Consider the following 14,199-nt stretch of genomic DNA (forward strand, 5'->3'; position numbering starts at 1 on the left):
GCATCCGCGTCGGCGTCAGCATCCGCGTCGGCGTCAGCATCCGCGTCGGTGTCGTCATCACCACCGCCCGCAGCAGCGGCGATCCCTCCGATCACCGCAGCGCCGCCGAGCAGACCCGGTACGAGGAATCCAGAGCCGCCTTCACCGCCGCCACTGCCCGCCAGAAGCTCATCGAGATCGTTCAGAATCGAATAGCGGCTCGTCGCCCCGCTGGGATGCGCGAGCCATTGCGTGCCGTCGGATTCCTTGAGGACCAGGTCGTTCGTGCCATTTTCGTTCGATGCGCTGTAGAAGTCGACGACCCTGATGTCCTCACCGGATCGCAAACGTACGATCAGATCGTTACCATCCCGGTACAATCCAGCGACATCTGCGCGACTGATCTGCAAGCGGACAACGCTGGGCTTGTCGAGATCGATTGCATCCAATGGCACAGAGCGGATTGCGCCAGTTGCCTTGTCGATCACTTCCGCAGCCATCACCGTCTCCTCTCGTAGACCGATGGAACATCGCGAGAGCAGGCCGAACTCACCTTTCCCCTTGGAGAGCTATTCTCCAAGAGCTTGCCAGCGCGCTCTCGTCATCATGACAAATACTGCACATTATCGGTGGCGGCCTCTAGAATTCCGATTTCGGAGCTAATTGTGACGCGCTGCTTTTCAGGTGCGGAAGCCAAAATCCCGTGGGATACAGGCAACGCGGTGCCGAGCGCGGCCATCGCCAAGGCGCGAGCGTCGGGCACTTGGGCAGGCGACACATCATCCGAACGCCGCGCCGTTCAGGTGGCGATCTTATGGCCCGTTCCCTGATAGCGCCTGATGCCGCGACGGCCTTCGTTGCTGGCAATGATCAAGCGACGCATGCACAATCCATGCGCCACGCCGCTGAGCAGGAGATGAAAGCTGCCAAACGTCGATATAAAAGTGGAGAGTTGCGGGGCGATAACCAGCGAGGATAAGCTCGGGGAGATCACCGAAACACTGCTGAAGGAACATGGTGACGAGGCGCCGTGGCAATTGCTCGCGCTTATCGGCGAAGCCGCGCTCGCCGGCAATGAAAGTCGCGTGCAGCTTCTGATCGCGATCGCCATGCGCCTCGATGGAATGCCGGCCGATCAACGGCGCCGGCGTGATTCTTCCGGATGAAATGACACCGGCCTGATCTTCGAACCGATGTTCTCGACAGGTTGATTATCGAAAATATGCTTCAGCAATGTCGTGATCGCCGCCTCGCCTGTTGGAGTAAGAGCGATTTCGCTACGCCGATGATCTTCTGGATCGACGCGTCGAGTGACCAGGCCAGCTCGCTCCAAGCCACCGATGCGCCGGGCTGCACCAGTCGAGGTTTCGCCGACAGCAGCCGCGAGCTGCTTCATGAATATGCTCCGACCTTCCGCTTGGACTATATATAGCTCCAGCATCATGTCCCAAGCCGAATCCCTGAAAAGACTACCAGGAAATATGCTTGAGAATATAGCGCGAGCACCTTTCATAGTTTTTGCTTCTCGCACGAGAGAGCTATTACCAACTCCATCTCGAGCAATATCATTTAAACTATTACCTTGTCGGATATTTCCGATAGGAGATTCAATATAATCTGAAGACATATTATGAATGCCCTAAAATTCATAATTTAATTATCATGACGAGATTATCTTAAATCTATCGCCTTTATCGTCATCAAATCATCTCCGCCTCACGCATGCTGAAGATCTCACTCTTTGCTATGATGAGATGATCGATCAGCGTCACACCGACCAGCTGCAGTGCTGTGCAGATCGACTTGGTGAGTTCGCGATCTGCGCGGCTCGGTCTCGCCAAGCCGGACGGATGGTTGTGGACGAGGATGGCCCCACGACTGTTTCGCTCCAGCGCTCGGCGCACGATCTCGCGCGGATGGACGGAGACCTCATCAATCGTTCCGAGCCCCACGGTCTCATCGAGGAGGAGACGACGCGAGTTGTCGAGAAGGATCAGGCGAACGACTTCACATGGCAGGGCTGCCATGTCAGCGCGCAGATAGACCTTGAGGTCTTCAAGGCAGTTGATGCGCAGCGCGTCGACGGCTCGTTCGCGCAATGAGGCGAGCATCGCGCCGCGCGTGGTGCTGAGCAAGAAAGCGGGGCGGCTATCGCCCAGAATATCGCTAACGCCGACCGGATCGGCGGCGAAAATGTTGCTGATAACGCTGTATCGCCGGATCAGAATGTCGGCCCAGCACCCCGCCTTCAGCCGGTCGATCGTACCAAAAAGGTCGACCAGGATCTGTCTGTGCCCTTGCGGATCAGCCTCCTGCGATGCCGCCAGGTTCCGATCGCCAGCACCGCAAGCTGCAGATAAGGCCACAGGTATATCATGATCGCGTAGGCTCGCCGGATCAGATCCGGATCGAGAAACTTGATCATATGAGCGAGCAGGATCACGAAATTGAATGCGCTCGCGAACAATGGCCAGTGACGGTCCGCCCGCAAGGCTACGCACAAGAGACAAATCGACAGACATGCGTCGACGCTGAAGACGAGCGGATCGACTTGATAATAGCGCCGACCGAAGGGGAGGTGACCGATCATCGTCACGGCCCACGCGGCGATGAACAAGCCAGCAACGACGCGCTCGGGCGCGCCACCGCGCCAGAATGCATATCCGCATACAGGCACCAGAACACAGAGGAAGATGGGAAGGCCGAACATCGCAGGACCGGGACGCCAATGCCGGCGTCCCGTCAAGTCGAGCGTGGATCACGCCACCACGCGAAGTGAAGGTGTCGCGATTCCAGCCAAAGCCGGCTGCTCGATCGGCGGACAATCGCCCTCCTCGCCCCATGCCCTCGTCAAGCCGATCTCGGCCGGAATCAGGGCAAGCGCACGGTGTGCCTCGATCATCGATTGGCGGGCCTCGACTGCGTGGGCGACGCCCTTGGACAGAAGGCTGATGGCATTCAGCCCGATACCAAGGCCGAGATTGGCTTCGGCACGGGCCTCCAGCGCCACGGACAGACAGCGAGCCGCTTCTCGCGCGGCGAGATCCTGGGCGGCTTCGGCCGGTAGAAAGGCTGAGCGAACCGCCTCTGCGGCGGCGCGACGTACTTTGAGCATAGATCCCCCTTTCCGCGAAGCGCAGGCCCCGTGGTGAGATAGGCTGGAGTTTCAGTTGGACTGTGCGAGCCGCCAGAGAGCGCGCTGCAGCGATTCAAAGGCGGCAAACATCAGGAATGAGACCACGACGGTGGCCACGACAATCACGAAGACTGCCCGCAATCGTTGCGACACGGTCAAACCATTGCGATTTCTCCCCAGTTTCGAGGAGAGCCAGGCAATGGCTGACCCGTCCTCATTCGACATTTCGACCAGCACGTCGTTCAGGCGCGATTGATCGCCTTGCATCGGTGCTGGCCTGGGCAGAATGGACGGATCAGGACGATCCACAAGCCGCTCAGATTCAGATATGAATTTTTCAGGTAGCTGCGATTCATAAGCGCGCAGCATCAGCGCCGCCTCGCGACGGTTGCGTGCCCTGAGCTTCTTCATCGCGCTTGCGATGTAGGAATTGACCGTGTTGGGGGAGAGGCCGATCTCGAAGGAGATCGCCTCCGTCTTCTTGAGCTCGCCCACCAAGCGAAGACAGGCCCGCTCCTTGGCAGTCAGTGAGTCGAACGGCGGCGGATCCATTCGAGGAAAGATATCCCGAAGGCGCGCGCCTTCAAACCGAACAAAATACATATGTTCGCTGCAGCCCTCTCACCCGGCCGGAAGCCGACACAGGCTCTCCGACCCGCTCGAGGAAGCGGCTGCGGCAGCCGATGAACTTTGCCCCGCCGGCTAAATTGGAGAGCTGGACCACCATAGCCGCCGCTCCCTGATACGCCCGGAATCGGTTGCGATTAGAGTTGCGGTCGGGGGCCGACGTGGCGAGGCTGTGATCGGCGAAGCTGTAGACGACAGGGGGAATTCGGTCAGTAGCACGTCCGCAGATTCGCCACTCCCCAACCTGTGGCCGGCCCATTGGGCCGGCCATTTCGTGCCGGCGACATGCTCCTTTCGCGACATGGTGGCGGATTGATTGAAATGTGGTTTCCGTCACTGAACGGCCGGAAATGGGCGCCAAGCAGATGCCGCGGTGATGGGAAACTACTACCATTCCCATGTCATGATTTATGTCATGACTTTTCTTGACCCGCGGAATCGAGCTTGGGATACCGCTAAAATCCGCAGAAATCTGCGGCTCTCGGAAGGCTGGTATCCGCATCGAGCGTTTTTTGGTACCGTCATTCGCAGGTTCGAATCCTGCCGCCCCAGCCAACCGAGCGGCCTATTCCAGCAAACGCACCAAGCTAGAGCGGTGTAAGGTCGATCAGCAAGCGCGAGACGTTGACGTGGCGGCCATCGGGATGATGGACAGACTTAGTTCTAATAACCGCGCGCCAACGTTTACCCGCCGCGATTCCTTCGCGCTCAATTCAAGATAGTCGGCGCTTAGGTTGGCTGCCACGCGACCTTGCCATACTTCGCCGTTGTCCCCGCGACGAAAATCGAAACGTCTTTGAACGGGTACCAACCCGAGCAAGTCGCCTTCTGCCGCTTCATCATTTTCCTCAACCTCTGACCGAGAAACTCGGTCAAAGGCTCGCTCCACGCCGACGAATCAAGCGTAAGCTCTCGTTTTCCTCCGCGACTCTTAATGTCGAGTGCGCGCGATGCAGGGTTCCAATGAATCGTTTGAGCGTCGAAAAGATTCTGCTGTCGAGTTCGTCGAGCTTCTCGTCGAACGAGCGGCCGCCCAATGCTGCAACATCTTTCAGAAGATCGGTCACGGCTTAAACGGCCTTTTGCACTGGCGTCTCGAACATCCCAAGCTGATCGGCGGAATCTTCCTCTTCAGATGCGCGGGAACCGCCCGCGCGAGTTGCGGTTGGCCCCCGATCTCTGAGCGGCTAAACCTCAATGGTAGAGCAGAAGCTTCCCAAGCTATGTTGCGGTTGGCCCCCGATCTCTGAGCGGCTAAACCGAAAACGATTACTGGATCAACACGGCCGAAGTTGCGGTTGGCCCCCGATCTCTGAGCGGCTAAACCGTGGTGCTGTTCGGTGAGGGCAGTGCTCCAGTTGCGGTTGGCCCCCGATCTCTGAGCGGCTAAACCCACTCTGTAGAAGCTCTACAGCGCGTTCTAGTTGCGGTTGGCCCCCGATCTCTGAGCGGCTAAACCGCATGAGCATGTGCCGATGAGCCCCACCAAGTTGCGGTTGGCCCCCGATCTCTGAGCGGCTAAACCCACCGCCACCAAATCCACCACCAAGACCAAGTTGCGGTTGGCCCCCGATCTCTGAGCGGCTAAACCACCCTAGTTCCGGTTGTGTGCCGCAGATCAGTTGCGGTTGGCCCCCGATCTCTGAGCGGCTAAACCCGAGTGGACACCGAACCCGATGCTGTCACCGTTGCGGTTGGCCCCCGATCTCTGAGCGGCTAAACCGGATACGGCTGCGTTAATGATCACCCAAACGTTGCGGTTGGCCCCCGATCTCTGAGCGGCTAAACCGCAGCACGCCCGCATTGCCGGCCCCTGGTCGTTGCGGTTGGCCCCCGATCTCTGAGCGGCTAAACCACCTCGGTCATGCACGCGTTGCGGGAGTGCGTTGCGGTTGGCCCCCGATCTCTGAGCGGCTAAACCTGGTGCCCAAGCCGCTTTCTATCGCGTTCAGTTGCGGTTGGCCCCCGATCTCTGAGCGGCTAAACCCACGAAGGCCGACGATCTCACGGCCATCAAGTTGCGGTTGGCCCCCGATCTCTGAGCGGCTAAACCGAAGATGCACGCGATCCACAGGCCAACCGAAGTTGCGGTTGGCCCCCGATCTCTGAGCGGCTAAACCTGTTCATTTCGGCCTGGCACGCTGCGTCGAGTTGCGGTTGGCCCCCGATCTCTGAGCGGCTAAACCCGACCGGCGCCTCGCAAGAGATGGTCATGCGTTGCGGTTGGCCCCCGATCTCTGAGCGGCTAAACCTGGATCAAGAGCGGAAACGGCGACTTGCCGGTTGCGGTTGGCCCCCGATCTCTGAGCGGCTAAACCCTTCATCGACTTCACGTTGTTCCGGCGGTAGTTGCGGTTGGCCCCCGATCTCTGAGCGGCTAAACCCGTCGTCTTCGAAATATTGGTGCTCGATCAGTTGCGGTTGGCCCCCGATCTCTGAGCGGCTAAACCTCGAGAAATTTCTTGACGATCTGCGATAGGTTGCGGTTGGCCCCCGATCTCTGAGCGGCTAAACCGCCCTCCTGCGCCCGCGGACGCGGCGCAAGAGTTGCGGTTGGCCCCCGATCTCTGAGCGGCTAAACCTTGCGACGGTGCAGGGTAGCTCCTATCCGCGTTGCGGTTGGCCCCCGATCTCTGAGCGGCTAAACCAGACGACGGCACCTGTCAGTGCAACCCAAAGTTGCGGTTGGCCCCCGATCTCTGAGCGGCTAAACCAAGCGGCGGAAGCGGACGCGGCGGCCATTGGTTGCGGTTGGCCCCCGATCTCTGAGCGGCTAAACCTGGATCCATGGGCGTACCTGCGCGACGTGCTGTTGCGGTTGGCCCCCGATCTCTGAGCGGCTAAACCCCCGCTGCGTGGCGACTTCACCGAAATCGAGTTGCGGTTGGCCCCCGATCTCTGAGCGGCTAAACCGTCATCGCCGCGATCCGCGAGCCAAGCGAGTTGCGGTTGGCCCCCGATCTCTGAGCGGCTAAACCGGATGTGCAAGCAACTTATTGATTAAGTAAGAAAAACTTGCACATCCGGAAGCCTGTTTCCGGGCATGCGAATCAGAACATGGCAAGCTGGTCCGGATTCTTGCGCGGGCGTTTGCGCCGCTGGCTCGAGAATCGGACAATGTTCTCATATTGCCGGTCGGTGAAGGTGAGAATGTGCACATCGCCTTTCTCCGGCAGATTGCGCTCGATCCGCGAGAGATGTGAATCGAAGCTCTCCTTGCCGTTGCAGAATCGAGCATAGACCGAAAACTGGCTCATTTCGAAGCCTTCGTCTTGCAGAAACTCGCGGAACTTGGCCGCGTCTCTCATCTGTTTCTTGGTGACGACGGGCAGGTCGAACATGACGAAGATCCACATCAGCCGGTACCCGCTCAGATAGGAAGCGCTCGTCAATCGATCGCCTCATCGTCTTCGTCGATTCGGGCGAGCGCTGCCCATTCGATGGGTGTCGGAGGATCGAATATCGCGAGCGAGGGACGTCCGGTCTCGAACGCACGCGCGAGCGATTGCGCGAGCCGCGCGGCTGCGATCGACAAGGGAGATGCCTCGCCGCCGACCCGCAAATCGAACGCGATTAGTCTGGCGAACTGCCGCTTGCGCTGCGGATCGAGGGTATCGAACCCATGCGCGACCATTGCAACTACGAGCGCATCGACGAGGGGCCGGAACGGCTCCACAAGATCGTCCGCCAATACGAAGGCGTTGCCCCGATTGGCGTGGTTGATGCCGATCGTCGGATGGAGGCCGGCGGCGATCACCGCCCGGGCAACGGTCGCCCGGATCACCGCATAGCCGTAGTTGAGCAATGCGTTCGCACCCGGGCTATTACGGTCCCTCCGGAATTCGGCGCCCATCAGCAACGGCCAGTAGCGGCGCGCGGCCTGCGCCTCCAGATTGTCCGAATCGCCCGACTTGACGCGCCGCGCGATCAAGGGAAACGCATCCGCACCCGCGATGCCGCGCGCGGCCAGCAGCGATCCCTGCATCGCGATCTTGGCTGTTACGATCCGGCGCCACAATTGCTTGCAGAGCGGCTTCGACGCATCCCACTGCGCGCGAAAACGGGCGTTCTGGGCATGATGCCCCTCGATCGGCAGCGTGACCGCGACCGGCGAATGGTTCGATCCGCAGAAGACGACCGGCGCGCCGCGCTCGGCCAGGGCGGCGACCAGACTGGCGCTCCAGGTGGTGCCGCGGGCATGCACGATCACCGCATGGATATCGTCGAGCGCGATCCGGCCGACCTCCTCGCGCTGTTCCTCCACGACGAGGAAGCCGCGATAGAGCGAGAGATGGCGGCCGTCGGTGGCGATATCGACGATGCGGTCCATCGCCCGCGCTCAGCCGTTCATTTCGCGGGGGCCCGGATCGAAGACGCGGCCGAGCGGGTCGATGCGTATCTGGCGAGCCTTGAGCCGCTTGAGGCCACCCGCCGATGAAAGCACGTACTTGAACGGATCGACATCGTTGGATGCGGCATCGCGCGCCTTGAGCGGGCCTCCTTCGTTGTGCGCCGCCAACGCGATGGTGCCGATGGTAGAGAATTTGACCACCCGCACGATCCGGCGCGCGCCATCGTCACCTTCGATCGCCAGCAAGTCGTTCTGGCGCAGCCTCAACATCGCCTTGGCAGCCGGATGTGGTCTCCGATCCCCCTCGCAGGCCTGATGCGCATCGAACATCGAAACGATGTCTGAAATCCATTTCCCCCCGGGCAGCCGCCAGACATCGAAGCGCGCGTTCGCGTCGCCTTTATAGGCCTTGTACGCGCGGCCTGAGGCATCGCGGATGGGAATGACGTTCAGCGGCTCGCGCACGCGAACGCGGCGGATGCCGCGAAAGACCGGATGCGTGTCGCGGAAACGCTGCAGCGCCGTCTCGAACGGCTTTCCGGTGAGATCGCGCGTCCATTCGTACAGCGCGTCGCGCAGCGCCGGATCGGGAATGCGGTCCGGATTGGTCAGGTCGGCCGGCTTGAGGCTGGCGAGCGGCACGCGGTGGACCACGATCGGCGTCTTGCCGTCCGCCGCCACCTCGCCCGTGAGGCCGTAAGCGGTGTCGTTGTGCAGGCGCCCGGCTGTCACGTCGCGATGCCGCGAGGGGCGACCGTTGCGTCCGTGATCGGCCTTGTGGCTGACGGTGACGCGGGCGAGCGCCTCGCCCAGCTCCTCCCGGAAGCCTTCCCATGGCTGCTCCAGTCCTTCGAACAGCCGGTCGAGGTCCTTGTCCTCGGCCTGGCCGGTGGTTCGGGCGATCCGCTGGAGCAGGCTGCGCGTGGTGACCGCGGTCACCGCCGCATCGATCGCATGATGGCGGTGATCGAGCCGGTTCTTGGGCGCGTTGCTGTGCTCGTTCTCGACATAATTATGGTCCGGAAGCAGGCTGTTCAGCCCCCACAACCGCCGCAGCATCGCCGTCATCCGGCCGGGAATCACATAGACGCTCCCATCCTCCTTGGTGGGGTAGAGGCTACGCAGATATTTGCCGGCCAGCCGCGAGAGATATTGCGTGTCCGTCAATTGCCGCGCGAGGAAACCGCCATCCTTCTCGACGCGCTCCATGGCGTCGGGCCCGAAACGCCATTGCTTCGACTTGTGCAGTCGCGCGACCTGTTCGGCGATCCTGTCCCAGCGATCCGGCTCGTGGCCCCAGCGTTCATGGGGGGTGCGATTGCCCTTGGTCCGGTTGCAGTGGCGATGCGCCACGACTTTGTTCCCGGCGCTGTCGTCGAGCGAGCGCGAATAGGGGATGATGTGATCGACGTCCGCTTCGCCCGAAAACAGCGCGCGCATCCCGATCGGCTCAGCGCAATAGGGGCAGCGGCGGTCGAGCGGGTTGGCGGGGTTGAGCTCTTCCCACAGCTTGAGCAGGGCGCGATTGGCGCCGGTATTGGGGATGCCCTCCTGCTCCAGCTTCTCCCCCCGGGCGATGGCGGCGGCGGTATTTCGGCGGATGCGCGCGTCGTGCTTCTTCTTGTCGTCCTCGCTGAGGTTCAGCTCGCGCGCCAGCTCGACGACGATCTGGTCGGGTCGGCCGTGAACGGCGATAATCGCGTTGACGAGCTTCTCGAGCTGACGCAGCCCGATATGGACGGTGGGGTTGGTGATCTTGCCCCAGCGTTTCTCCGGCGGGTCCGACGGGTCCTGCGAACCGGGCGGGATATCGCGCGCCAGCAGTTCGCCATAATAAGGCAGGCGATCGAGGATCTCGCCGGTGCGGTCGTCGCTGTGATGCCAGCCGGCGCGCCGGACGGCCTCATCATAAGTGACGACTTCCTTCTTTAGCTCCTCCAGGATCAGCCGCGTGGCTGTCTCGCCCAGCCGGCCATGCCCCTCCGGCAGCGGCGCCTTGGCGGTCGCGAGCGCCGCCGCTTCGTCGAGGCCGCATTCGTCTGTCAGGAAGGCATGGAGCTTGTCCGGGTCTTCCTCGTCCAGCAGTCGCTCGATGATCGCCCATTGCTGCTCAGGCGACTTGTGCGCCCAGCCATTTCCGAAGCGTTTCTTGTCCGCAAGCGCGTGATAGACCTCGTTGCCGCGCAGCACCGTGCGCGTCTCGCTCGCCTTGTTGAAGCTCTCGCCGGCCTGGAGATTCAACCCCTTGCCACCGGCCAGCGTCGTGAAGGCGACTTCCTTCTTGCTCCGCAGCATCAGGATCAGATGATTCCGCTGATCGAGCGTCAGCTTGCGCGGCGCTTCGCCCGGCGCGGTGATCTCGAGCTGGTTGACCTCTTCGTAGAGCCGCCGCTCCTGGAAGAGAGGATGCGCCTTGGGTAGCCGTCGCTCGGAATGCACGAAGGTGCACACGCCGACCACCGGTTCCTTGAGCGGGCGCTGGAAGAACAGGACACGGTGGAGCGCCGCACGCGCCTCTTCGGTCAACAAGGCGGGATGATGCTTCGCCTGCTCTTCCCAGATGCGCTGGAACTCATATTCGACATGCCGGCGCTGGGGGTAGAAATCATAGCCTTGGCTTTCGCCGTTCAGCCGGACGCGCTTCTCCGCGCGGCCGGCGAGGAATTGGCCAAGTGTATCGGCGCCGGCCTCAAGCATGGCGCGATCGAGCGCGTACTCGCCCTGCTTGATCTTGCCGTCCTCAGTATCTTTGCTGCGCCGCTCGGCCTTGCGGTTGGAAAGGAAGCCGCGGCGCTGGTTGAGATGGAAGAGCGCACGCCCGATCTCATGCGGCTCCAGTCGTTCGACGAGTGCGCGGGCGCGGATCGAATAGGGGTCGCGCGCGGCGACCAGCCTGGCCTCGTCCGTATCGGCGGGCATCAATCCGTATCGGATCAAATTGTCGAGAAAGGCCGAACGCCGCCCGAGATAACGATCACGCCGCCGCCGCATCGACCGCGCTGCCCGGCGGTCCACCGCCAAGCTTGCGCCGGTCTTGGGATCGCGTCCATCGCTGAAGATGCGGACACCGATATCTAGAATGCGGATTCCGATCGGGTGTTCTTCATCAAATTCTACCAGGCACCAGCCAATGCTATTGGTGCCGATATCGAATCCGAGTCTGCGCATATTCCACCCCGTTCGCAACTTCTGCTCTTCTTCCACGGTGTGGGCAATATTGTTCTGCCTCCGATATCCCATCGCCGCCATCGCCGCCATCGCCGCCATCGCCGCCATCGCCGCCATCGCCGCCAATGATAAATAAAGTATTCTAGGGGATTGACAAGCCCAGCCTGCTGGGAGGAACTATTCACTCATGCGCTATGCTGGTGATGGCGGTCGGGGTCCAAACCGTCCGCCATCACCTAGCGGCTGGCATGCTGCGAAAACCATAGTGCAAAGGGGCGGATATCCAAACCCGTTCCCGCCTTGGAAACTGGCGCATTGTCTTCGGGTTATGCCAAAGGATTCTAGTTGCAGTTGGTCTTGACAGGCTCTCGTGGAGATGGAATTCTTTCTACCTCAGAGATCGCGGGCCAGCTGTTAACAAGCAGCTTGACTGCACCAAATAAGGGCGGGGCTACGGCCCCGCCTTTTCCTTGCCGCCAGGATCGGTAGATTCACCGCATGGGGGACGAATCCGAGATCGAAGCATTCATCGCGCATTGGCGCGACACCGGCGGTTCCGAACTGGCGAACACTCAGAGCTTCATCAACGGCCTGTGCCACCTCCTCGGCATCGCGCCGCCCAACGGCAGCCGGGCCGATGACGCCCATAACGACTATGTCTTCGAGCGCCGCGTCTTCCAGGACAATGGCGACGGGACGACCAGCTTCGGCCGCATCGACCTCTACAAGCGCGACGCCTTCATCCTCGAGGCTAAGCAGGGCAGCGATGCCGACCGCGCCGCGGCCGATCGCGGGGAGGACGACCTCGACCTGTTCGGCCAGACCGCATCCGCGCGCCTGAAGCGCGGCACCGCCCGGCGCGGGACGCCCGGCTGGGCAAAGGCGATGGTGCAGGCCAAGGGCCAGGCCGAACGCTATGCCAGGGCCCTGCCCGCCGACCATGGCTGGCCGCCTTTCCTGCTGATCGCGGACATCGGCTATTGCATCGAGGTCTATGCCGATTTCACCGGCACCGGCAAAGCCTATGCCCAGTTTCCGGACCGGTCGCGCTACCGGGTCATGCTCGATGACCTGCGCGACGCGGAAGTCCGCAAGCGGCTGGCGGCAATCTGGACCGACCCGAAGAGCCTCGATCCCTCGGCCCAGGCCGCGCAGGTCACGCGCGAGATCGCCGATCTGCTCGCAACCGTCTCACGCCGCCTGGAGGCACGCGGCCATTCCGCCGAGACCGTCAGCGGCTTTCTCATGCGGGTGCTGTTCACCATGTTCGCCGAGGATACGGGCGTGCTGCTGCCGCGGGACAGCTTCAAGACGCTGCTACGCGGCCAGCTCGACCATCCCGAGCATCTGCATCATCAGCTTTCCGCCCTGTGGCGCGCGATGGACTGCGGCGCGTTCGCACCCGGCCTCGGCATCGCGGTGAAGCATTTCAACGGCTATCTGTTCAAGGACACCGCGGCGCTACCGCTCGAGCTGGACGAGCTGAAGGTCCTGATCGAGGCTTCGCAGAAAGACTGGACCGAAGTCGAGCCTGCGATCTTCGGCACGCTGCTCGAACGTGCCCTCAATCCCAAGGAACGCGCGAAACTCGGCGCGCACTACACGCCGCGCGCTTATGTGGAACGGCTGGTCGGCCCGACGATCATCGAGCCGCTGCGCGCCGATTGGGCGGGCATCCGAGTCGCCGTCGCCGAGCTGATCGACCAGGGCAAGCCGGAGCAGGCCCGGCGCACGGTCGAAGCGTTCCACGGGTGCCTCGCCGCCACGCGCGTGCTCGACCCGGCCTGCGGCACGGGCAACTTCCTCTATGTCGCCATGGCGCGGATGAAGGAACTGGAAGGCGAAGTCCTCGACCTGCTCGTGGAGCTCGGCGACCTGCAATATGTCGCGGAGCTGACCGGCCACACCATCACGCCCGAAAACTTCCTCGGAATCGAGATCAATCCGCGCGCCGCGGCGATCGCGCAGCTGGTGCTGTGGATCGGCTATCTGCAATGGCATTTCCGCGTGAACGGCAGGGATCGCTCCCCGCCCGAGCCGATCCTGCGCGATATCCGCACCATCGAGAACCGCGATGCCCTGATCGATTGGGACAGCCGGGAATTCGAACGCGACAAGGATGGCGCCCCCGTGACGCGCTGGGATGGCGAAACGATGAAGCTGCATGCCGTGACGGGGCGCCCGGTGCCGGACGAGAGCGCACGAATGGAGACGTATCGCTACGTCCGTCCGCGCGCAGCCGAATGGCCGAAAGCGGACTTCATCATCGGCAACCCGCCGTTCATCGGTGGCAAGGATGTGCGCGACCGACTGGGCGATGGCTATTTCGAAGCGCTGTTCCGCACCACGGACGTCCCCGAGAGCGCCGACTTCGTGATGCACTGGTGGGACAAGGCTGCGCTTGCGGTCCGCAAGCACGGTACGCGCCGTTTCGGCTTCGTCACCACCAATTCGATCACCCAGTTGTTCAGCCGACGCGTGATCGCGAAACACCTCGACGCCAAGGATGCGCTGTCACTGCGCTTCGCCGTTCCCAATCACCCCTGGGTGGACGAAAAGGACGGCGCGGCGGTGCGGATCGCCATGACGGTCGCCGCACCTGGCAAGGCCGAGGGGCTGCTGCTCACTGTCACGGATGAAAGCGAGGCGCCCGACCGGATCGAGTTCACCAGCCGCATGGGCGTCATCGGCAGTGATCTGCGCGTAGGTGCCGATCTGACGGCTACGATTGCGCTCAAGGCGAATGACCGGCTCTGCTCGCCAGGTGTCAAGCTGCACGGCGACGGCTTCATAGTCACGCTTGAGGAAGCGAGAAAAATTTCACCTAATCCGTTGATAACGCTTGACTATAACGATGACACGGCTACATATAATAGCCAGCAGCCAGCAGCCAGCAGCCAGCAGCCAGCAGCCAGCAGCCAGCAGCCAGCAGCCAGCA

The 14,199-nt window shown here is 61.9% G+C and carries 13 protein-coding genes and 1 CRISPR repeat array; of the genes, 2 read left to right on the top strand and 11 right to left on the bottom strand.

The features are described 5' to 3' along the window. From AC2YHA_RS19390 to cas9, 11 genes are all read right to left on the bottom strand, one after another. Nucleotides 1-479: BapA/Bap/LapF family prefix-like domain-containing protein (locus tag AC2YHA_RS19390; protein ID WP_487402962.1), on the bottom strand; the 479-nt coding region annotated here is incomplete at its 3' end. A gap of 299 nt (nt 480-778) precedes the next feature. Further along, complete coding sequence (locus AC2YHA_RS19395; RefSeq protein ID WP_487402963.1) at nt 779-1,090, bottom strand: hypothetical protein; 312 nt, start codon at nt 1,088-1,090, stop codon at nt 779-781. 24 nt (nt 1,091-1,114) lie between these two features. Next, nucleotides 1,115-1,606 carry a MarR family winged helix-turn-helix transcriptional regulator gene (locus AC2YHA_RS19400; RefSeq protein WP_487402964.1) on the bottom strand — a complete coding sequence of 164 codons (492 nt, stop codon included), beginning with the start codon at nt 1,604-1,606 and terminating at the stop codon, nt 1,115-1,117. A 73-nt stretch (nt 1,607-1,679) separates the two neighbouring features. Then, nucleotides 1,680-2,345, bottom strand: coding sequence for a JAB domain-containing protein (locus tag AC2YHA_RS19405; RefSeq protein WP_487402965.1), 666 nt, complete (start codon nt 2,343-2,345; stop codon nt 1,680-1,682). After that, on the bottom strand, nt 2,228-2,689 hold the full coding sequence (locus tag AC2YHA_RS19410; protein ID WP_233783834.1) for a hypothetical protein: 462 nt from the start codon (nt 2,687-2,689) through the stop codon (nt 2,228-2,230). Before AC2YHA_RS19410 ends, AC2YHA_RS19405 begins: the two co-directional genes overlap by 118 nt. Before the next feature lie 48 nt (nt 2,690-2,737). Then, nucleotides 2,738-3,094 (bottom strand): hypothetical protein, encoded by a 357-nt coding sequence (locus tag AC2YHA_RS19415; protein ID WP_233783835.1) that lies wholly within the window; start codon nt 3,092-3,094, stop codon nt 2,738-2,740. A 51-nt stretch (nt 3,095-3,145) separates the two neighbouring features. Next, a complete protein-coding gene (locus tag AC2YHA_RS19420) occupies nt 3,146-3,667 on the bottom strand; it encodes a helix-turn-helix domain-containing protein (protein WP_487402966.1) in 522 nt (173 codons plus the stop codon). Between the two features lie 947 nt (nt 3,668-4,614). Beyond that, entirely contained in the window at nt 4,615-4,809 is a 195-nt protein-coding gene (locus AC2YHA_RS19425; RefSeq protein ID WP_487402967.1) for a hypothetical protein, read from the bottom strand. Between the two features lie 91 nt (nt 4,810-4,900). Further along, a CRISPR array of direct repeats spans nt 4,901-6,720; the repeat unit is 36 nt; unit sequence GTTGCGGTTGGCCCCCGATCTCTGAGCGGCTAAACC. A 72-nt stretch (nt 6,721-6,792) separates the two neighbouring features. Beyond that, nucleotides 6,793-7,098: a CRISPR-associated endonuclease Cas2 gene (gene cas2, locus AC2YHA_RS19430; protein WP_487402968.1), complete on the bottom strand. Its 306-nt coding sequence runs from the start codon at nt 7,096-7,098 to the stop codon at nt 6,793-6,795. Between the two features lie 32 nt (nt 7,099-7,130). Continuing rightward, a complete protein-coding gene (gene cas1, locus AC2YHA_RS19435) occupies nt 7,131-8,072 on the bottom strand; it encodes a type II CRISPR-associated endonuclease Cas1 (RefSeq protein WP_487402969.1) in 942 nt (313 codons plus the stop codon). Nucleotides 8,073-8,081: 9 nt separating this feature from the next. Further along, the gene (gene cas9, locus AC2YHA_RS19440) at nt 8,082-11,261 is read right to left on the bottom strand and encodes a type II CRISPR RNA-guided endonuclease Cas9 (protein ID WP_487402970.1); all 3,180 of its coding nucleotides are present in this window, start codon (nt 11,259-11,261) and stop codon (nt 8,082-8,084) included. Here cas9 and AC2YHA_RS19445 point away from each other — a divergent pair. Continuing rightward, on the top strand, nt 11,224-11,397 hold the full coding sequence (locus tag AC2YHA_RS19445) for a hypothetical protein (protein ID WP_487402972.1): 174 nt from the start codon (nt 11,224-11,226) through the stop codon (nt 11,395-11,397). The genes cas9 and AC2YHA_RS19445 overlap by 38 nt on opposite strands. Nucleotides 11,398-11,759: 362 nt before the next feature. Next, nucleotides 11,760-14,199, top strand: a 2,440-nt coding sequence (locus AC2YHA_RS19450) for a class I SAM-dependent DNA methyltransferase (RefSeq protein WP_487402971.1), incomplete at its 3' end; no start/stop codon positions are given.

Source organism: Sphingomonas sp. SRI_018 (assembly GCF_057586275.1).